Origin of the sequence: Streptomyces sp. NPDC002994 (assembly GCF_040611155.1) — a bacterium.
Classification (GTDB): Bacteria; Actinomycetota; Actinomycetes; order Streptomycetales; family Streptomycetaceae; genus Streptomyces.
In genome coordinates, this window is the sequence record NZ_JBEXNQ010000004.1 from 323,474 (window position 1) to 343,939 (window position 20,466).

16 protein-coding genes are annotated in these 20,466 nt (G+C 71.4%); 14 read left to right on the forward strand and 2 right to left on the reverse strand.

Annotation, left to right across the window (positions count from 1 at the left end):
- Nucleotides 1-238 precede the first annotated feature (238 nt).
- From ABZX79_RS07040 to ABZX79_RS07060, 5 genes are all read left to right on the forward strand, one after another.
- Nucleotides 239-2,929 (forward strand): SpoIIE family protein phosphatase, encoded by a 2,691-nt coding sequence (locus ABZX79_RS07040; RefSeq protein WP_355252960.1) that lies wholly within the window; start codon nt 239-241, stop codon nt 2,927-2,929.
- 452 nt (nt 2,930-3,381) lie between these two features.
- Nucleotides 3,382-3,975: a carbonic anhydrase gene (locus tag ABZX79_RS07045; RefSeq protein ID WP_355252831.1), complete on the forward strand. Its 594-nt coding sequence runs from the start codon at nt 3,382-3,384 to the stop codon at nt 3,973-3,975.
- A 92-nt stretch (nt 3,976-4,067) separates the two neighbouring features.
- Nucleotides 4,068-5,522, forward strand: coding sequence for a SulP family inorganic anion transporter (locus tag ABZX79_RS07050; RefSeq protein WP_355252963.1), 1,455 nt, complete (start codon nt 4,068-4,070; stop codon nt 5,520-5,522).
- A 171-nt stretch (nt 5,523-5,693) separates the two neighbouring features.
- On the forward strand, nt 5,694-6,083 hold the full coding sequence (locus ABZX79_RS07055; protein ID WP_355252834.1) for an MmcQ/YjbR family DNA-binding protein: 390 nt from the start codon (nt 5,694-5,696) through the stop codon (nt 6,081-6,083).
- 212 nt (nt 6,084-6,295) lie between these two features.
- Complete coding sequence (locus ABZX79_RS07060) at nt 6,296-8,287, forward strand: RICIN domain-containing protein (protein WP_355252836.1); 1,992 nt, start codon at nt 6,296-6,298, stop codon at nt 8,285-8,287.
- A 147-nt stretch (nt 8,288-8,434) separates the two neighbouring features.
- Here ABZX79_RS07060 and ABZX79_RS07065 read toward each other — a convergent pair whose 3' ends face one another.
- On the reverse strand, nt 8,435-9,028 hold the full coding sequence (locus ABZX79_RS07065; protein ID WP_355252839.1) for a TetR/AcrR family transcriptional regulator: 594 nt from the start codon (nt 9,026-9,028) through the stop codon (nt 8,435-8,437).
- A gap of 63 nt (nt 9,029-9,091) precedes the next feature.
- Here ABZX79_RS07065 and ABZX79_RS07070 point away from each other — a divergent pair, with 63 nt between their 5' ends.
- Nucleotides 9,092-10,957 carry a serine/threonine protein kinase gene (locus ABZX79_RS07070; protein WP_355252842.1) on the forward strand — a complete coding sequence of 622 codons (1,866 nt, stop codon included), beginning with the start codon at nt 9,092-9,094 and terminating at the stop codon, nt 10,955-10,957.
- Between the two features lie 17 nt (nt 10,958-10,974).
- Here ABZX79_RS07070 and ABZX79_RS07075 read toward each other — a convergent pair whose 3' ends face one another.
- On the reverse strand, nt 10,975-12,177 hold the full coding sequence (locus ABZX79_RS07075) for a hypothetical protein (protein ID WP_355252845.1): 1,203 nt from the start codon (nt 12,175-12,177) through the stop codon (nt 10,975-10,977).
- A 163-nt stretch (nt 12,178-12,340) separates the two neighbouring features.
- On the opposite strand from ABZX79_RS07075, the gene ABZX79_RS07080 reads away from it, so the two are divergent.
- The 8 genes from ABZX79_RS07080 (at nt 12,341) to ABZX79_RS07115 (ending at nt 20,459) form a co-directional block, all read left to right on the forward strand.
- Nucleotides 12,341-13,321 (forward strand): ABC transporter substrate-binding protein, encoded by a 981-nt coding sequence (locus ABZX79_RS07080; protein WP_355252848.1) that lies wholly within the window; start codon nt 12,341-12,343, stop codon nt 13,319-13,321.
- Nucleotides 13,318-14,310 carry an iron ABC transporter permease gene (locus ABZX79_RS07085; protein ID WP_355252851.1) on the forward strand — a complete coding sequence of 331 codons (993 nt, stop codon included), beginning with the start codon at nt 13,318-13,320 and terminating at the stop codon, nt 14,308-14,310. The genes ABZX79_RS07080 and ABZX79_RS07085 overlap by 4 nt, the downstream gene beginning before the upstream one ends.
- Nucleotides 14,307-15,371: an iron ABC transporter permease gene (locus tag ABZX79_RS07090; RefSeq protein ID WP_355252854.1), complete on the forward strand. Its 1,065-nt coding sequence runs from the start codon at nt 14,307-14,309 to the stop codon at nt 15,369-15,371. The genes ABZX79_RS07085 and ABZX79_RS07090 overlap by 4 nt, the downstream gene beginning before the upstream one ends.
- Nucleotides 15,372-15,418: 47 nt before the next feature.
- A complete protein-coding gene (locus ABZX79_RS07095) occupies nt 15,419-16,327 on the forward strand; it encodes an ABC transporter ATP-binding protein (protein ID WP_355252857.1) in 909 nt (302 codons plus the stop codon).
- Between the two features lie 55 nt (nt 16,328-16,382).
- A complete protein-coding gene (gene amiA, locus ABZX79_RS07100) occupies nt 16,383-16,523 on the forward strand; it encodes a streptamidine family RiPP (protein ID WP_355252860.1) in 141 nt (46 codons plus the stop codon).
- Nucleotides 16,524-16,609: 86 nt separating this feature from the next.
- On the forward strand, nt 16,610-17,473 hold the full coding sequence (locus tag ABZX79_RS07105; protein ID WP_355252863.1) for a hypothetical protein: 864 nt from the start codon (nt 16,610-16,612) through the stop codon (nt 17,471-17,473).
- Between the two features lie 110 nt (nt 17,474-17,583).
- On the forward strand, nt 17,584-19,077 hold the full coding sequence (locus ABZX79_RS07110) for a CocE/NonD family hydrolase (RefSeq protein ID WP_355252966.1): 1,494 nt from the start codon (nt 17,584-17,586) through the stop codon (nt 19,075-19,077).
- Nucleotides 19,074-20,459 (forward strand): YcaO-like family protein, encoded by a 1,386-nt coding sequence (locus ABZX79_RS07115; protein WP_355252866.1) that lies wholly within the window; start codon nt 19,074-19,076, stop codon nt 20,457-20,459. Before ABZX79_RS07110 ends, ABZX79_RS07115 begins: the two co-directional genes overlap by 4 nt.
- Nucleotides 20,460-20,466 lie beyond the last annotated feature (7 nt).

Sequence of the window (20,466 nt, forward strand, 5' to 3'; positions counted from 1 at the left end):
ACGCCGGGGTCCCCGGCTGGGTCCGGCCGGAGAAGGACCGCCCGGTCGATGAGCTGCGGCGGTTCGCCGTCACGCTCTCTGCGGGTGCTAGAAATGGTGCGTGGCTAGACTTTTCGGTCGATCCGGGCGTCCGTCGCGTCGGCTGTCCGCTTCGGACGCCGACGGGTCGGACCACAACGAAAACCACACGGAGAAGCAGCCCGCGCCACACCGCTCCCCGTGGCGGCGGCTGCGCTCCCTGCTGACGGTACGCAGCCTCGCCGGTCAAGTTTTCGCGCTGCAAGCCGCGGTCGCGCTGCTGCTGGTCGTCGCGGCCGTGGTGGCCCTCGTGCTGCAGGCCGAGCGCGACAGCACGCGGGAGGCCCGCAACCGGTCCCTCACGCTCGCCGAGACGTTCGCGCGGGCGCCCGGGGTGGCGCGGGCGCTGGACAGCCCGGACCCGACAGCGGTGTTGCAGCCGAGGACCGAAGAGATCCGCAAGCGGACCGGCGTGGACTACATCGTCCTGTTCAGTACGTACGGCATCCGCTATACCCATCCCGACCCCGACCTGATCCGCGAACACGTCGTCGGCACGTACGACGAGGCTCTGGCAGGCCGGACCGAAACGACGACCTTCACCGGCAGCCTGGGGCCGGCCGTGGACACCACCACCCCGATCTCCCGGCCGGACGGATCCATCGTCGGCATCGTCTCGGTCGGCATCACCGTCGAGACGGTGGAAGGCGCGGTGGACCGGCAGTTGCCGGTGCTCTTGGGGACGGCGGCGGGGGCGCTGGCGCTGGCGGCGGGTGGTACGGCGCTGGTGTCGCGGCGGCTGCGGCGGCAGACGCACGGCCTGGGGCCGACAGAGATGACCCGCATGTACGAGCATCACGACGCGGTGCTGCACGCGGTGCGCGAGGGAGTGCTGATCACCGGCCCTGACCGGCGGCTGCTGCTGGCCAATGACGAGGCCCGGCGGCTGCTGGACCTGCCGGAGGACGCGGAGGGGCGGCGGGTCTCGGAGCTGGGGCTCGACGGGGCGACGGCGGAGCTGCTGGCGTCGGGTGATGAGGTGACCGACGAGGTGCGTCTGGCGGGCGACCGGCTGCTGGCGGTGAACAATCGGCCGACTGAGCGGTACGGGGGGCCGGTGGGCAGTGTGCTGACTCTGCGGGACTCCACGGAGCTGATGGCGCTGACGGGCCGGGCGGAGGTGGCGCGGGAGCGGCTGACGCTGCTGTACGAGGCGGGGGTCCGGATCGGCACCACGCTGGATGTGGTGCGTACGGCTGAGGAGCTGGCGCAGGTCGCGGTCCCGCGCTTCGCGGACATCGTCACGGTGGAGCTGCTGGACCCCGTGCTGCGCGGCGACGAGCCGACCGGCTCCTTCACCGAGATGCGCCGCGCGGCTGTCGCGGGCATCCGGGGTGACGGCCCCCTCCAGCCGGTCGGTGACCTCATCCGGTTCGTCGCGCCCACCAGTCCGATGGCAACCGCCCTCACGGACGGCCAGGCCCAGCTCGTCTCCGATCTCACCACGGCTCAGGATTGGCGGGCGCAGGATCCGCAGGGTGCCGACGAGGCCCTGGCGTACGGAATCCACTCTCTGATCACGGTTCCGTTGCAGGCTCGCGGTGTGATCCTCGGGATGGCGAACTGCTGGCGGGCGGACGGGACCGAGCCGTTCGACGAGGAAGACGTGTCCTTCGCCGAGGAGCTGGCCGCGCGGGCGGCGGTGTCCATCGACAACGCCCGCCGTTTCACGCGCGAGCACGCCATGGCCGTCACCCTGCAGCGCAGCCTGCTGCCCCGTGGCGTGCCGGAGCAGAACGCCCTGGACGTCGCCTGGCGCTATCTGCCCGCGCAGGCCGGCGCGGGCGGCGACTGGTTCGACGTCATCCCGCTGCCCGGTGCCCGGGTCGCGCTCGTGGTCGGCGATGTCGTCGGTCACGGTGTGCACGCCGCCGCCACCATGGGCCGCCTGCGCACCGCCGTGCACAACTTCTCCGCCCTCGACCTCCCGCCGGGCGAACTCCTCGGGCACCTCGACGAGCTCGTCACTCTTATCGACCAGGACGAAGGGGCCAACGGTGACGGAATCACGGGGGCCACCTGCCTGTACGCCATCTACGACCCGGTCACCGGGGCATGCAGCGTGGCCCGCGCCGGGCATCCCGGCCCTGTGCTGGTGCATCCCGACGGGAGCGTGGGCTTCCCCGACGTACCCGTCGCCCCGCCGCTCGGAGTGGGCGGGACCATGCCGTTCGAGACCACCGACCTGCGTCTGCCCGAGGGCTCCCGCCTGGTCCTCTACACCGACGGCCTGGTCAAGGACCGCAACCGTGACATCGACACCGGACTGGAACTGCTCCGTACTTCCCTGGCCGTCACCGGGGACGGCGACCCGGACGCCACCTGCGAGACCGTGATCGACGCCATGCTCCCCGAACGCGCCAGTGACGACATCGCCCTGCTGGTCGCCCGTACCCGCCTGCTGGATCCTGGGCAGATCGCCGTGTGGGACGTGCCCGCGGACCCGGCCGCCGTCGCCCCGGTGCGCGCCCAGTGCGGTGCGCGGCTGCGGGAGTGGGGCCTGGAAGAGATCGGCTACACCACCGAACTGATCCTCAGTGAGCTGATCACCAACGCCGTCCGCTACGCCTCGCCGCCCATCCGCGTACGGCTGTTGCGCGACCGCAGCCTGATCTGCGAGGTCTCCGACGGCAGCAGCACCTCACCGCATCTGCGCCGTGCGGCGACCACCGACGAGGGCGGGCGCGGGCTGTTCCTGGTCGCCCACCTCGCCCACCGCTGGGGCACCCGCTACACCCCGGACGGCAAGGTCATCTGGACCGAACAACCCCTCCACGACGGCACGGACACCACGACGGGAGAATCCCTCGCCGACCTCTTCCTGGGCGCGTGGGACGAAACCGCTCTGTGACCCGGTCTCAACTGGGGTGACCCGTGGTAGCCCCGTCATGCGGCGACTGTCAAGGGGTGTGACGCTCACGAATGTTTAACGAATCGCTGACTTTTGCGCCGTCGTGGTGTCAGAGTGACTCAAGAGGCTGGAGTTACTGACCAGTTGGGCCGAACGTCCATGGCTGGAGTCGGGGAGGGACCGTGACACGGCGAAACGCGGCACTGGATGTACGTGCTGCATGTGCTGCACTGTGCAGCCTGTTGCTCGCGGTCCTGCTGGACCCGGCCCACCAGGATCCCCTGGACAAGCTGTCCCCTCGCAACGGCGGCCCCACCGCCTCCCGGGTGCACGGATCACCACCCCACGGTCCTCCCGGACAGCGCCCCGCAGCACGGCCCGCCGTTCTGCGGGTTTTCCGCCTCTGATCGATTCCCCCCACCGCGCGCCCCTGGCGCTCTGGAGGCACCCCCATGCACATGCTCATGAAGAACGCCCGCGCCTTCCGGCACCGGGCCGCCGCCCGCGCCGAGGAGTTCGGCCGCCTCGCTGACGGTCAGTCCCCCCAAGCGTTGTTCATCACCTGCTCCGACTCGCGGGTGATCCCCTCGCTGATCACCGGAGCTCGCCCCGGCGAGCTCTTCGAACTCCGCACGGCGGGCAGCATCATCCCCGCACACGACCCCGCCCGGCACTCGAGCGAGGCGGCCACCATCGAGTACGCCGTCGAGGTGCTCGGCGTCGCCGACATCGTCATCTGCGGCCATTCCCACTGCGGTGCCGTCGGTGCGATGGTGCGCCGCGAAGACCTCTCCGCCGTCCCCGCTGTGCGCGGCTGGCTGGAGAGTGCGTCACCGCCGCCCCTCTTCAACGGCACCTCGTCCCCGGCCATCGCCGAGGCCGTCCAGCACCACGTGCTGCGCCAGCTCCGGCGGTTGCGCGACTACCCGTGCGTCGCCCGCAGGGCCGCGGAGGGGCGACTGAATCTGCACGCCTGGTTCTACGAGATAGACACCGGCTCCGTGCTCTTCCACGAGCCGCACGACGATGCGTTCCTTCCCCTGTGAACGCCGCCGACACCCGCGAACGCGGGAACCGCGGACGCCACCGGCGGGCGGCGCCGCAGCGGGCGGACGCGGAGCGACCCTCCGTCTCGACGCTGCGATCCGATCTCACCGCGTCCGTCGTCGTCTTCCTCGTCGCCCTGCCGCTGTGCGTGGGCGTGGCCGTGGCCTCCGGTGTTCCGGCGGAACTCGGCCTGGTCACCGGCATCGTCGGCGGGCTCGTCACCGGACTGCTCCCCGGGAGCAGCCTCCAGGTCAGCGGACCGGCAGCGGGTCTGACCGTCCTCGTCCTCGAAGCCGTCACCGATTTCGGACTCGGGGCCCTGGGTGTCTTCGTCCTCACGGCGGGCGTACTCCAGCTGGCCATGGGCGCGCTGCGGCTGGGCCGCTGGTTCCGCGCCATCTCCATCGCCGTGGTGGAAGGGATGCTGGCCGGAATCGGCCTCGTCCTGATCGCCGGTCAGCTGTACGCCATGGCCGACGCGAAGGCCCCCGGCTCGGGCCCCGCGAACCTCTTGGGCCTGCCCGAACTGGTTCTCCGTACGGTCCGCTCGCCCGAGGCGGTGACCGCGTTCGCGCTCGGCGCGGTGACCGTCGTACTGATGGCCCTGTGGAAACACCTGCCGCCGAGAGTCCGGCTGGTACCCGCGCCCCTGGCCGCCGTGGCGCTGACCACTGCCGTCGTGGCACTGTTCGCACTGCCCGTGAAGCGGGTCGACGTACAGGGGTTGCTCGGCGTGATCCGGCCGCCGTCCCTCGACGACCTCGGCCACATCACGGATGCCGGAGTGGTAGGGGCGATCGGCACGGTCGTCGCCATCACGCTCATCGCGTCGGCGGAGAGTCTGTTCAGCGCCGCTGCCGTCGACCGGCTGCACAGGGGCCCCGGCACCGACTACGACAAGGAGCTGATGGCGCAGGGCGCGGGCAACGCCCTGTGCGGAGCGCTCGGGGCGCTGCCGATGACCGCGGTCATCGTGCGCAGTGCGGCCAACGTGCAAGCGGGTGCCCGGACCAAGGCGTCGCGAGTGATGCACGGCGTATGGCTGCTGCTCTTCGCGGCGCTCGTGCCGGCCGCGCTCGGCCTCATCCCGGTCGCCTCACTCGCCGGCATCCTCGTCTACTCCGGCTGGAAGCTCATCCCGCTGAAGGAACTCGGGCCCCTGTGGCGCGAGCACCGCGGGGAGGCGCTGATCCTGGTGGCGACGGCGGTCGCCATTGTCGCGACGAACATGTTCGAGGGCGTGCTGGCCGGGCTGCTGCTCGCCGTCGCCAAGTCGGCGTGGGAGACATCGCACGTCCAGGTGCACGTGGACGAGGGCCCCGACCGGAACGGCCGCCTGCGTGTGGTCCTCTCCGGCAACGCGACCTTCCTCCGGCTGCCCCGGATCCTCGACACCCTCGAAGGACTGCCGAAGGACCGGCACATCGAGCTCGACCTGCTCGACCTGCGGCACCTCGATCACGCGTGCAGTACGGCCCTCACCAACTGGGCCGACCGGCACAACAAGGAGGAAGGAGCGACCCGCGTGCTGATGCCCGCGGCCTGACATCGATCAGTACGCCCCTCCCGCGAAGGCCCGCACCGGCAGGTGCGGGTCTTCGCGGCGTGCCGCGTCGCAACAGTGCGAGTGCTTCCTACGGGATGCTCTCGCTCGCTGAGGCTAGCGTGAAGGGCGGCTGTCCGTGCGGGCAGTGCGAGCTGCGGTAGGGAGGCGTCGATGAAGGCTGCGGTGCGCAAGTGGGAGGCGGTGCGGGAATTCGCTCTCGGGCTGCCGGGAGCCGTGGAAGAGTTCCCCTGGGGCCCCGAGGACTGTGTGGTGAAGGTCAACAAAAAGATCTTCGTCTTTCTCGGCAACGCGGACGGGCCCGAGCTCCCGGGTCTCTCCGTCAAACTGAAGGACCCGGCGGTGCACGAGCACGCGATGACTGCGCCTGGCGCCGAGCCCACCGGGTACGGACTCGGCAAGGCGGGCTGGGTCTCCGTACCACTGGGGGAGAAGGGGGCGCCGACGGCCGAGGTGCTGTGCGAGTGGGTGGAGGAGAGCTACCGGACCGTCGCCCTCAAGCGACAGGTCAAGGAACTCGACGCACGGATCGAGGCGGAGTAACTCGCGTACCCGACTTTCCTTTCACGAATGGAAGTTACTCTTGCGTCTTGTTCCTCATGAGTCACTTGTGCAAGGGTGAACTACCTCACGTGTAGTCAATGGTGGGCGCTTTTCTCCCCGTTACGCGAACTTGGTATGCACCAATCAGGGGCCGATTTTCAGCGACCAGAACTTCTCTGTGCCATTTTGCGCCTTGGAAGGAAAACAGTTCTGTGCACACCCCCCACCCCCCACGCCCGTCCTATCCTCCTGGTTCCGGTTCCGGCGCCGCTCCGGGTGAATCCGACGAGAGCCTCGCCGCCCAGTTGCGAGCGCGGCCGGAGAGCGGGACGGCGCACGCCGTCGCGATGCTCCTGGCCCGGCACTGGAAGCCGGCTCGCGACTATGCGGCCATCTGCCTCGCTTCTCCGGCGGACATCGCGTCACAGGTCACCACGGCGGCCTGCCATCAGATGCTGGAGCGCCTCGTACGGGGTGAGTCGGCCGCGGCCCTGCGTCCCCGACTCCTGGTGGCCGTGGGCGACACCGTGAAGGGGTGGGCCGCGGATCCACGCATATCCGCTTCCATGCCGGAACTGCGGAAACCGACAGGAGGCCGCGGCATGCGCGCGGCGCAGCCCAAGGCGGCTGAAAGCCGCAAGCTCGCGGATCACTCGTTCCGGGCATTGCCGGGAGCCGCGCAGTGTGTGCTGTGGCACGTCGAAGTCGAGGCCGAGCCCATATCCGTACCGGCTGGTCTGCTGGCCATGGATACCGACTCGGCGTCGGCCCTGCTCGAACAGGCCCGCAAGCAATTCCGCGCGGGTTGCGTGCGCGCGCAAAGGGAACTCGCACCGAGCCAGGAATGCCGCTACTACACGCGTCTGATAGATGTACCGATTCGCCGCGGCGGCGCCCTGCTGCCGGATGTTCAGACGCATCTGCTGAAGTGCCGTCACTGCCGCCACGCCGCTGAGCAACTCGGCTGTTTCGAAGACCGGCTGGGCCTCCTGCTGGCCGAAACGGTGCTCGGCTGGGGCGCCCGGCGCTACCTCGACTCACGGCCGGGCCGCAGTGCCCAGGGGGACGGCGTGCACGCCGGAGGCACCGTTCGCCACGGTGCCAGGCGCCCGGGAGCCGGACGCCACCGTCTGCTGCCCCACATCACTGCGTCCGGCGCCCAGTTCACACCACCGACGCGAAATGCGAAGGTCCTGCTCACCGGCCTCGGCCTCGTCTCGGCCGCCCTTCTCACGGCCGTACTGGCCACCGGCCTCTCGCCGGACCACGGAAACGGCGATGATGCCGGGCCGGCCGCTTCCACGGCTGCGAGCGACAGCCACGCCACCGCCCCGCATCCCACGTCCGAGGCTCCGCCCGCCGAGTCGACCGCGACCACGCCCGCCAACCCCACTACTCCCGCCGGATTCCCCGTGGCTCCTGTGCGGACCAGGCTGCGCAACGCCGCGGCGGACCTGTGCCTCGACATCCGCGGCGGAAAGCCGAAGCCCGGTGCCTTGACGAAGCTGGCGATGTGCTCGTCGGCCCTGAACCAGCAGTGGTCGTACGAGGACGACGGCCTGCTGCGCAGTCTCGCGGACCCGGAACTCTGCCTTGATTCCCATGCGGACGCGGGCCTGATCACCCTCGCCACATGCGCGGGACCCTCTGCGGCGCGCGCCGATGACGTGCGCTACGACCTGACCGTACGAGGGGAACTGCTGCCCCGGTGGGACGAGGGACTGGTGCTCGCCCCTGCGTCTCTGGACGGGGACGTGGACGTAGTGGTCAAGATTCGCAACGGGTCCGCGGAGCAGCGCTGGCTGCTCGACTCCCCGACAGTGGCCCCGGGATCCCGGTCGATCTCCAAAACGCCCCCGTCCCCGTCCCGGGAGAACGTCTCCACCGACGTGCCCCCTGCCGAAGAGCGCTGCACCGCGCCGAAGTGCACGTCTTCCTCACCGGGCGGCAAAAAGGACAAGCCGAAGGAGCCGGAGGAGCCGGAGGCTTCGAGCGAGGAGGCCCAGCCGGGGCATTACGGCAAACGGCGTGCGGAGGTCGGAGGCCGCAGGGGACCGGAGTCCGTGGCGCCGCGCCGTGGCAGCGACAACACCTGGCCTCTCGTCGAGCTGGTCACCCGCGTCCATGACCGGCCAGTGCGGCAGGCCATGGCGGTGACGGGCCTCCACAAGGGCGCTGGGAAGGTGAATTCGGAGCAGCTGTAGGCGAGTTTTTCAACACGTGATCCCTCTCCGTGACTCAACCGCCCTTCCGGTTTAGTGGGGGGCCGGGAGTGGGGTTATGCGTGGCCTTGCCGTATGAAACGTCACCGGCCGGCATTCTGCGAGGCGGACATGCGCGCCGTTCGGGCGTTACGGGGCCAGTGACCGCCAGATCCGGTCCGGCAGGATCCGGGCCGCCTCGTCGAGGTCGACGTCGTCGATGCCCGAAAGCCAGCGGCGGGCGAGGGCGACGACCGGGCCGAGCGCCAGGGATTCGATCAATGGCAGGGGGAGTGGGGCGAGTTCGCCGGACTCGACGCGGGGCTGGATCCACTGGGCGAAGGCCGACAGCCGGGCCTCCTGGGCGTCGCGGATTTCCTTGCCCTGGGCCATGTGGTGACGGTCGGCCGTGGAGGAGTGCAGGAGCAGGGCGGCGTCCCGGTGTTCCTGGATGAACGCCAGGTAGGTCCGGACGAGGGCCCGGATGCCGGTACGGGCGGTGCGTGCGCCCTGCAGGGACTCGGCCAGCTCGCCCAGCAGCCGGCTCAGCCAGCGGTGCGTCAGCGCGGCGACGAGGCCGTCGACGCTGCCGAAGTGGTGGTAGAGGCTGCCCAGACTGACGCCGCTGGCCCGGGTGACCGCGCCGACCGTGATGCCCCCCTCGCCCTCGGCGGCGTACACGCGCAGCGCGGCGTCGAGGAGCAAGTCGGCGGTCACCTCGCCGCGTTGCTGTTTCGGGCTCATCGATTCCTTCTCTGGTTCTAGAGTATGTTTCTAGAAACTGATTCCAATTCTAGCGGGGCTGACGTGTTGGAGCTGCGGGGGAGCGGGGCCGAGCCGCTGGAGGCGGGGGATCCGCTCCGGATCGGGTCGATTCCGCTGGCGGGCCGGCTCGGGGCCGGCGGTATGGGGCGGGTGTACCTCGGCGTCCACGAGGGGCGGTACGTCGCCGTCAAGCAACTGCTGTCCTCCGTCGTCGGCGAGGACGAGGACTTCCTGCGCCGTTTCGGGCACGAGCTGGACAACCTGTCCCGGCTGCCCGCGGGGGCCACCGCACCGCTGCTCGCCAGCGACCGCACCGCGCGGCCCCCGTGGTTCGCCACCGCGTACGTCCCCGGGCTCACCCTGAGGCAAGCCGTCGACCTGCACGGCAGTTCCCTGCCCGCGCCCGCACTGTGGCTGCTGCTGCGGGAGGCGGCAGCGGGCCTGGCGTCGGTGCACGCGCTGGACATGGTGCACCGGGACATCAAGCCGTCCAACGTCATGCTGACGCTCGACGGTCTCACCCTCATCGACTTCGGAGTCGCCCGGGCCGCCGAACAGAGCCAGCTGACCAGGACCGGCATGGTCGTGGGCACGCCCGCCTACATGGCACCTGAACAGGCGTCTGGCTCAAGGGGGTTGAGCGGCGCCACCGACGTGTTCGCGCTGGGCTCGGTACTCGCGTACGCGGCGTGCGGCCGGCCGCCCTTCGGGGACGAGTCGGGGCACGGCGTGCTGTACCGCATCGTGCACGAAGAGCCCGACCTGGAGCCGTTGCGGCAGCTGGAGCCGGACCTCGCCGAGGTCGTCGCGGCCTGCCTCGACAAGGACCCCGAGGGCCGCCCCACCGCCGCCGAACTCCTCGAACGTGCCTCGCAGCACGGCCCGTTCACCGCCCCGCTGTGGCCTGCGGCCATCACCGAGCGCCTGTCCGAGCGGGCCGCCTTCGCCGCGGATGTGCAGGAGATCGACGTACCGACGATCCCGCTCACCGGCGGAACGCCGGAACCGGAGAAGGTACCGGAGAAGGACACCGAGCCGGAGTTGAAGCCGAAGCCCGAGGCCGATTCCCGTCCTGAACGCCGCCGCCGTACCCGCGTCCTCCTCGCCGTCGTCCCCGTTGTCGCGGTCGGCGGTACGACCCTCGCCATCCAGCTCCTGCCGTACGTGTCCTCGCCGCAGGCCGGGGCGCAGGCCACCCCTTCCGCCTCGGTTTCGGCACCGGCCGACCCGACGTCGCCGACAGCGGGAGGGAGCCCGTCGGGTACGGCGTCACCGGCGAAGTCGCCGGCCAAGGACAAGGGGGAGGAGGACGACAAGGACAAGGGGCAGGGAGGGGCGAGCGGGTCCCAGGTCACGGTCGCCGGGGGCACCGGGACCGGCGCACAGGACGGCACGGGCGGAAGCGACACCTCCGGCGGCTCGGACACGTCCGGCGGTTCCGCCAGCTCCGGCAGCTCCGGCGGTTCCGGCAGCTCGGGCACTTCCGGCGGCTCGGGCGGCTCCGCCACGTCCGGCGGCGGATCGCCCACAGCCACCACGCCTCCCGCCTCCGGCACCCACCGCTACCGCAACGGCGACAACGGCAGGTGCGTCACCCAGGTCTACGGCGCCTCGGACCACGGGGACTGCTCGGACTCGACCGCCCGGTGGACCGTGCGGAGCGCGTCGGACGGCAGCTTCAAGCTCGTCAACCAGCAGACCGGCCAGTGCCTCTACTCCAACGGGCTCGGCCAGGCCGTCTTCGTGGGCGACTGCGCCCAGGACTCCGGCCGGCTGTGGCGTACGGGTTCGGGCGGCAGCCTCCGCAGCGACTACGGCGGCGGCTGCCTCGACCTGGGCATGAGCAGCGGCCTGGTGACGAAGACGTGCGCCGGGGAGGCGTCGCAGCGCTGGACGCGACAAGCCTAGGGCACCTGGGTGGGCACTCAACGGCCCACCGGATCCATGGAGGATGCGTCGTCGGGGGTGATCAGCGCGAGGTGGCCGCCCTCGTCGAGGGGTGTGGGCACGGTGATGAGCGCCGTCTGCCGGGCCGTGTCGGCGTCGAAGACGTGGACCTCTCCATGGCCCCCGCGGGAGACCGCGACGAGTGAGGCGCCGGGGGAGGCCGCTATGGCGCGGCGCTGCACGCCGTCCCACGGAGTGCCGCCGCGGCGCGGGGCTCCGGCCATCGCCGGCAGCGGCAGGCGCGCCGTCACCCTCGGGGCCGTGTCTCCCGTGGAGACGAGGATCAGTTCGTCGCCGTCGGGGTGTACGCGGGCGAAGGCGACGTGGCCGGCCAGCACAGCCAGGCGGAAGACCAGGCCCGGGCCGAGGTCGAGCCGGCCACCGCGGCCCGTATCGAGGTGGTGCCACCAGGCGTCGTTGGTCCAGTCCGGCCAGTCTTCGGGGGCGCTCGGACCGCCTCTTACGCAGGACCACAGCGTTCGGCGCGCGGCGTCGACCCGCAGGTAGTAGCCGCGGCCCCCGGTACGTCCGCCGGCCTCCCAGGGCAGCGTATCTCCGGCCACGAGGGCGCCGCCGTCTTCGCGAGCGCGGTGAACCCCCGAGCCCGCTGCCGCGAACACCCAGCCTGTCAGGGGGTCGTAGGCGTCGCCGTGTCCGTCGTGGTCCGGCAGGGGGAGCGTCTGTGCCGGCTCGGCGGGCGGGCATGAGGGGGCGGCCGCCATCAGGTCGGCGTGCCGGTACGCGGTGAGTTCGCCCGGCTCGCGATGGCGCAGCACCACCAACGGGTCGTCGGCCGAGCCGGCGAAGGTGACGCCCGGTTCGCCTACCCGGGTACGGACGCGGACCGCGCTGGGGCCTCCTTCGGCTGCCAGGTCGATGGCCGTCAACTGGTCGCTCCAGGCAAGCCAGTTGCGGCCCAGGCCGGTGGTGACGGCGATGCGGCGCCCGGAGCGGTCTGCGGCCAGATGCTCGGCGGGGACTGCCACCGGTATGCGGGACTCGACGACCGGACGTCCTGACTCCGGTCCGTACGGATCGAGGATCACCAGCTCGCCCGCGCGGTCGTCGACGAAGGCTGAGCGGTTGCGCGGAAGGGCGAGGAAGCCTGCGTGCTCGGCGAGGTGGCGTCCGTCGAGCTGAGCTGTGGTCCGCCCGGTCCTCCCATCCTGCCCGTCCCGCATGTCCAGAATGCTTATTTTTCCGGCTATTTGGTCAGCGACGATCAGTCGTGGTCCGAGATTCACGGTCGGGTCTCCAGGGCTTCGACGGCTGGACAAGAGGTCCTTTGACAATGATTATCATGTCGAAACAGTCCTGGATATCGAGAAGAACAGAGGGCACGTCATGTCGCGCGCAGTGAGAAGGGTCCGCCGTTGGGCGGCGGCCGTCGTCATGGGAACCGTCCTGGTCGGATGCGGCGGCGCCGAGAAGCCCGCATCCGGGAAGGCCGGGGCGGACGACTCCGGTCCGAAAACCAGCGTGACCGTCCGGCCCATCAAGGCGTCGGCCACGATCACCGACGCCCAGGGCGTCACCGTCACGGCCAAGAAGCCGCCCCGGCGCATCGTCTGCCTCGTCGCGCTGTGCGACGACATGCTGGCGGAACTCGGCATGACCCCGGCGGCCACCAATTCCACGCTGCTCGCCCACCCGGAGTTCTTCGGCAAGGAGCGGGCGCGGAAGATTCCGGTGGTTCCGGGCGGCTTCCTCAGTCCCGAGGTCGAGGCGGTCCTCTCGCACGAACCGGACCTGGTGATCGGCCTGGAAGACACCCACGGCAAGCTCGCTCCCGCACTGAAGGGAGCCACCACCTTCTGGCCCGTTCAGCCCTCCACCTGGGAGGACAGCGTCGGCTACCTGCGCGACCTGGCGGCACTGACCGGGCGTACGAAGCAGGCCGAAGAGGCGGAGAAGCGTTTCCGTACCAAGCTCGCCCGGGCGGAGAAGGAGAAGAGCGACAAGACGTCTCTGATCATCTTCGGCAGTGACGAGAACTTCGGAGTCGCGACGCCGAAGAACGACGTGGCCGCCGGCCTCTTCCCGAAGATCTCGTCGTATCCCTGGAAGGGGCGCGGCGTCGAAGGCAGTTACAGCATCGAGGAAATCCTCAGCCGCGACGTCGACGTGCTCTTCGTCGAGACGCTCTCCTTCGGCGCGCCGGACGGAAAGCTGTCCGACAAGCTGGCCAAGAACCCGCTCTGGTCGCGCATCCCGGCCGTACAGAACGACAAGGTGTTCGAGGTGAACTCCGACGTCTGGGCCAAGGGACGTGGAACGCGCTCGCTCGGCCTGGTTCTCGACGAGGCCACGGCCGCACTGCGGTGATACGCCAACTGGCAGGCGCCGCGGTCCTCCTGGTGGTCGCGTCCGGCGTAGCCCTGTGCATGGGGACGCCGTACGTCGCTCCGCACCAGCTGCCCGCGGCGCTGAGCGGTGGCGGCCTGGAGGGGGTGATCCTCACCGAACTGAGACTTCCGCGGCTGGTACTCGCGCTGGCGGCCGGCGCCTGCCTGGGCGCGGCGGGCCTCGTCCTCCAGGAGGCGCTGCGCAATCCGCTGGCCGTACCGGAGATGATCGGAGTGTCCTCGGGGGCCGCCCTCGGCGTCGCCGCGCCGCTTGTACTGGCCCTGTCGGTGCCCGCGGCCGTGGTCCCGCTGCTCGCCCTGGGCGGAGCGGTGCTCGGCGGCGTGCTCACCCTCGTGGCGGCGGGATTCGGGCGCAGTCCCTCGGCCGTTCTCCTGACGGGAGCTGCCGTATCGGCCGCTCTGCAAGCCGGTCTGCTGGTGCTGATGGTGCTCGCCGACCAGCTGGATCTGCAGCTGATCTACCGCTACCTGCTGGGCAGTTTGTCCGCACGGACCTGGGACGATGTGACAGGGCTGTGGCCATGGCTGCTCATCGCCGTCCCGGCGCTCGTGCTGTGCGCCCCGGTGCTCGGGGTGCTGCGCCTCGGGGACGACGACGCCCGCGCCTTGGGAGTGCGCGTGCGGCAGGCGCGGCTCGGGGCGCTGGCGATCGCCATTGTCCTGATCGCTCCGGTCGTCGCCGTCTGCGGGCCGGTCGCGTGGGTGGGATTCCTCGCGCCGCAACTCGCGCGTCGGCTGCGGCCGGGGGCGGATGCGCTGACCTGGCTGCCCTGGTCAGCCGTGTGGGGGGCGCTGGTCGTCCTGTGCGCCGACCAGCCGGCCCGCTTGGCGCTCGCGCCGGTCGAGACGCCGGTCGGCGCGTGGACGGCGCTGCTCGGGGTGCCGGTGGGAGTCGCGCTGCTGCGGATGCGGCGGCCGGCCGACGCTGTCTCGGGAGGTGGCCGATGAGCGTACCGGCCACCGCACGCGAACGCGCACGACGCGGGTCCTCCACGATCGGCGCGGGCGCGAAGTTGGGGATGCTGTCGGCACTCGTCGTCGTCGCCGTCTGCGCCCAGATGACCGTCGGCCGCAGCCCGGGCGCGGGTGAGGTGTGGGAGGTGCTGGCAGGGGCGGGCGAGCCGACCGCGCGGCACATCGTCGTGCACCTGCGGATGCCGAGAGCACTGGTCGCTCTCGGCGCCGGGGCGAGCCTGGGGCTTGCCGGGCTTCTCCTCCAGTCGGCGCTGCGCAACCCGTTGGCGGGCCCCGAGGTTACGGGTGTCACCCCGGGTGCGGTGCTCGGAGCGGTGACCGCGACCGGGCTGGGGCTGGCGGGCTGGGAATCCCCGACGGCGGTGGTCGTCGCCGCATGTGTGGGCGGCTTCCTCGGAGCAGGGCTGCTGTGGCTGCTCGCCGGACGTGAGAAGGGGGACCCCGAGCAGACCGCTGTGTACGGAGTGCTCGTGTCCGCCGTACTCGCCGGGCTCACCGCGGTGGTGCTGCTCGTCGCACCGGGAGAGCTGGGCAGTGTGGTGCAGTGGCTGATCGGGTCCACCGAGGGGCGGGTGTGGGAGCACTGGTCGCTGCTGTGGCCGTGGGCCCTGGCATGGGCCGTCGCGGCCTGCTTCCTGGCGGCGCCGCTGACGTTGCTGCGCTGTGGTGACGAGCAAGCGAGCGCGGCGGGACTGGCGGTCGGACGGGCCCGCGGAGCGGCGCTCGTGTGCGCGGTCGCACTGACCGCGGGCGCCGTCTCGGCCGTGGGGGCGCTCGGCTTCGTGGGACTGCTGGTGCCTCATCTGGCGCTCGCGGTCTTCGGCGCCGATCTGCGGGTCACCCTCCCGGGAGCCGCGCTCATCGGCGCGCTCGTGGTGTGCGGGGCCGACGCGGCGGCGCAGTTGCTCTCCCGGCTGCTGGTTGAGGGGCTGGACGCCGGGCGGCTGACCGTACCGGTAGGGGCGCTGACGACCTGCGTGGGCGCCGTACTGCTCCTCGTCGTGGCACGCCGTCAGGGGGCGGGGCAGGGGTGAGCGGGCGACAGACGGGACTCCGACGGACGTTGTATTCAGGAGGAAAGATGACCGCCTCGCAGACCTCAGAGGCCTCGGAGGCCGGAGCAGTTCGAGCGGCCGGGAGCGCGGCTGCTGGTGCCGCCGCGCACAGGCCCGACGCGATAGCCGTCGAGGCAGTGAGCTTCGGCTATCCGGGACGGACCGTCCTGACGGACGTGAACCTACGGGTCGGGGCAGGTGAACTGCTCGCCCTGATCGGCCTCAACGGCTGCGGGAAGAGCACGCTGCTGCGGCTCGTCGCCGGACTGCTGCGTCCTTCGGCCGGCCGGGTCGTACTGGACGGCGACGACCTCGCACGCCTGTCCCGGCGGGCCGCCGCGCGCCGGGTCGCGCTGCTGCACCAGTCGGCCCCCGCCGTCCCCGGCATGACGGTACGCCAGCTGGTGAAGCAGGGGCGGTACGCCGCCCGTGGACCTCTCGGCATGCTCAGGGACGGCGACGACGATGTGTGCGCGCGGGCGCTCGCCGATGTAGGGGTGGCCGACTGGTCCGACCGCATGGTCGATTCCCTCTCCGGCGGCGAACGTCAGCGGGTGCGACTGGCGATGTCCCTGGCCCAGGACACCGGCGTACTGCTGCTGGACGAGCCCACCACGTATCTCGATCTGCGGCACCAACTCGAGGTGCTGCAAACCGTGGTGAGGCTCCGCGAGGAGCGTTCGCTGACCGTGGTGATGGTGTTGCACGACCTGGGCCACGCCGCGCGCTTCGCCGACCGCGTGGTCGCACTGCGCGGAGGGCGGGTGGTGGCGGACGGCCCGCCCGACCGCATCGTCACCCCCGAGCTGCTCGCCGACGTACTGGGCGTCTCCGGGCGGGTGGGCAGGGACCCGGAGGGTGGTTGGCCGGTGTGTTACCCAGATCACCCTCTGCCTGCCGAGGAGCTCTTGCGAAACGATAATCATATTCATTAGTGTCTGTGGTGCGGCGCCGACAGGCGTCGCGGTCCCAAGCGAATGGAGATTCCCCATGGAGCACAACAAGGTGTTCAGCCCGATCGCCGAGCAGGGCCAGCTGGCGCACCTGTCGGCGACCCACTCCAACGCCCTCGTCGAGAACCCCTTCGACAACGACGCGGCCGACGCCGCCGACGTCGACGACAACAAGTAGAAGCAAGGGAGCGGGCCCGCCCAGCAGTTGGGCGGGCCCGCTCCTCCCTTCGCAGCGCCGCAGCCTCTCACCTCAGGAGCCCCCTTGTGACCGTCAGCCGACTCGCACCAGGCGTCGAGATCGTCGCCGTGCCCGGACTGGGCGTGGCCGTACGCACGCAGGACGGTGAATTCCTGCGCGTCGACACCGGGGAGGTGGCGGCCGAGGACCTGATGGGCAGGTTCGAGGGCGGTCCGCAGGGGACTCCGGCACTGGAGAACCTGGTGCGGGCCTTCGAGAGCGCCGGCTATGCGGGGAGCGACGACGAACGGCCGCTGGAAGGACGGACCGTCTTCCTCCTCGGCGAAGAGACCCTCACCGGGAGGCTGGCGCGGCGGATCGCCGCCGAAGGCGCTGACGTCGAGCACATCGGCCCCGACGAGGTCGCCGCGATGTCCGAGAAGGGGCCCCGGCAGGACGTAACGGCCGCAGTGGTGTGGTGCCTTGACTCGCCCGTGCCCGACGGACTGTGGGAGGCCGCGGACCGGCTGCCCGAACGGGGCATCGGCTGGCTGCGCTGCCACCGTGAAGGATTCCAGGCGTGGATAGAACCTCTCGCCGCAGCGCCCGGTGACGTCACGTCCGCGGACGTGCGCCTGCGGCGGCTCGCCGCCACCGCCGCGCACCGTGAACTCGCCGCCTACTGGGCGGGAAGCCGGTCGGCGGAGAGCGGCGGGACGGGCGGCGAAGCGTCGGCCGCACTGATCGTGGAGCTGCTCACCGCTGACCTCGTCGCCTGGGCCGACGGACGGCACAAGGTCGGTCGTGTGCCGGTACGCCGCCGCCTGCGCCGCGTCGATCTGCGTGACCTGACGGTCAGCGAGCACCTCGTACTGCCCGTACCGGCGGTGGCCCCGCTGCCCGGGCCCGGTATCCACGCCACGGCGGGCGGACCGGGTGCGGCCCGATGAGCGGTATATCCGGCGCCGGCGCGGTCGTCGGCGTACCGACGGGGAAGACGCTCTCGCCTTCGCGACGAGAGGGCGACGCTCCGTGCCCCGTACAGGAGATGCCGGTTGGCATGTCCGACGGCGTCCGGCTGGTGGCGGACCTGTGCCTTCCCCCTGAAGAGTTCGGCGACGGGCCGTTCCCCGCCGTCCTCATCCGCACGCCGTACGATCGCCGCCGCCACCGCGCCGAGCTGCGCGCCTGGGCGGCGCTGGGCTTCGCCGCCGTGGCGCAGGACGTACGCGGCCGGCACGCATCGGGCGGGCAGTGGCACCCGTACCGGAACGAAGAGGGAGACGGCGCGGCGACGGTGCGCTGGATGCGCCGTCAGGCCTGGTGCGCCGGGGAGGTCGTCGCGTACGGGAGTTCCTACGGCGCGTACTGCGCGCTGACTGCCGCGCTGGGCGGACCGGCGGACGGCCGCCCGGACGCCGTCATCGCCGCGGTGCCCGCGCTCGGAGCCGCCGAGACGGCGCGCGAGGCGAGCGGGCCGGAGCGTCTGTTGGCCCGGGCGGGCTGGTGGGCCGCGCACGGCGACCGCAGGACGTCCGACGAGGACGCCCTGGAAAAGGCCCTCGCCAGGGACCCGCGCCTGCTTGATCACCTTCCCGTGAGCGATTTCCCGCGCAGGCTACGGCGCGCGCTGCCGTCCTGGCCCGACTTGTGGCAGCAGGCGAGGGACCGTGGCATCGCCGCGCGCGGCACGGCAGCCGGCATACCTCTGCTTGCGGTCGGCGGCACCCGCGACCCCTTTCGCGACGACACCGTCGAGCTGTGGCGGCAATGGGGCGGCCCCGCCCGGCTCCTGATGGGACCGTGGGGACACGCGCTGACAGCATCACCGGGAGCCGAAGCCCGCCCTGAACACCGGCTGAACCTGGGAGCGCTCTACGCCCGCTGGGCGCGAGCGGCGCTCAACGGCGAGCTGGCCGACGGCCGCCGTGGCGCAGCCGCGCTCGGTGGCAGCGGGTGGTGGGCCTCCATGGCGGATGCCCCGGAGCCCGCGGTGTATCCCTTCGGCACCGGCCTGCGCCTGCTCGGCGGAGCGAGCTTCGAAGCGGACCCCGAACGGCCGCTGCGTTCCGACCACTTGAACGTCCCGACCACCGGCAACGCCGACCGGTGCCTGCTGGTCACCGCGCCGCTGCCCCGGCCGCTGGACCTCCTCGGCCGGCCGGCGGTCTCGCTGAGCGCCGTGGCGGACACCCCCGGCGCCGACTGGCTGGTACGCGTCGTCGCCCTCGACCCGCGGGGAATCGCCGATCCCCTGGGAACCGGGATCGTACGGCGTACGGACCCCAGGAACGAGGCCGCTCGGATATCGGTGCCGCTCGGATTCGTTTCCCGGCGCCTGGCCGCCGGAACCCGGCTGCGCGTCGAAGTCGGCGGACACCACTTTCCCGCCCACGCCCGTAATCCGCACTCCGGTGAGGATCCGGTCACCGCGACCCGGCTGCACCCGTCCCGTCGGTCCGTACTGCTCGAAGGCAGCGCTCTGGCACTGCCCGTTGTCCCCGCCCGGCACCGCGTCGCGCGTGTCGACCCCGCACAGGAGATCTGCCGTTGACCAGCAACAGCGTGCCCGCAGGCCTCGTGCCGATCGATGAACTCGTGGACCCCGTCTGCGGGCTGATCCGGGGCGTGGAGCCCGTCGAGCACCCCACCGGAGCACCACCGCGCTACACCGCGATGACGGCCGAAGTGGCCGATGCCCGCCGCTTCGGGGCCTGGCCGGCCGACCGCGTCTCACTCGGGACGACGTTCGGCGACCCGCAGGGCGCCCGTGTCGCCGCCATCGCCGAGGCCATGGAGCGCTACTGCGGCAACCGGCTGCCACCGCCGGGGCACCCGGCCGCACCCAGGCTCGCGACGGCACGCCAACTGCGCGACGAGGGCGCGCGGTTGTACGGACCTGACGATCTGCCCCGTTACGCGTCCTGGCAGTACGACCGGCCCGGGTTCCCCTACCGGCCGTTCGACCAGGACACACCCGCCCTGTGGACCCGCGGGACCGAGGGCGCGTCGGAATGCTGGGCGCCGGTCGCTCTGACCCACCTCAACTGGCGTCAGGGAGCGCTGCGTTCCCTTCCTCGTACGCATCACCTGAACTACGCGGGTATCGCCACCGGCCAGGGCTTCGACGACGCCGTGGAGCGCGGGCTGCTGGAGGTCGTCGAGCGTGACGCGCTGGAGCTGTGGTGGCACCTCGACGGACCGACACGAGGCATCGATCCCTCCAGCGTGCCGGGCCTGACGGCCGACCTCGACGGCTGCGAACTGGACGTCTGGATCGTCGAGATGCCGTCGGAATTCGCGCCCTGCATGGCCGCCCTGGCCTACGACCCGCAGCGCCGGATCTACGCCGCGGGCTTCGCCTGCCGCTACGACCCGGCGGAGGCCGCCCGCAAGGCCGTACTCGAAGCCGTCCACACGTGGGTGTTCACTCAGGGCGCGGTCGACCGCGACGGCTGGGTCTTCCGGGCGGTCGACGCGGGCATGTTCGCACCTGGCCTGTACTTGGAGCACCGGGCCGACCGGCGCTATCTGGACGACTGCGGCACCGACTTCGCCGCGGTGCGCGACCTCGGCGCGCATGTCCAGGTGTGGCTGGACGAACGCGTCACCCCGCTGGCGGCCCGCTTCGCCGACCCGGCCGGCGGAGTCGTGGGAATCGGCGACGTCGAGCCGGGAAGCCGCAGTGCCCTCGACGCCCGGCTCGCGGCCGGTGGGCACCGCGTCGTCACGTTCGACCTGACGACCGAAGACGTCACCGCGACCCCGCTCAGGGTGGCGCGCGTGCTCGTGTCCGGTCTCCTACCGAACGCCCCGGCGGCGTTCGGCTACTTCGGCAGTCCGCGGTTCGCCGAGGCGGCACTGTCCCGGGGGTGGCGGTCGGTGCCGCCGCGCGCACCGCAGGACTTCACGCTCACACCGCCGCCCCACATGTAAGGGGGAA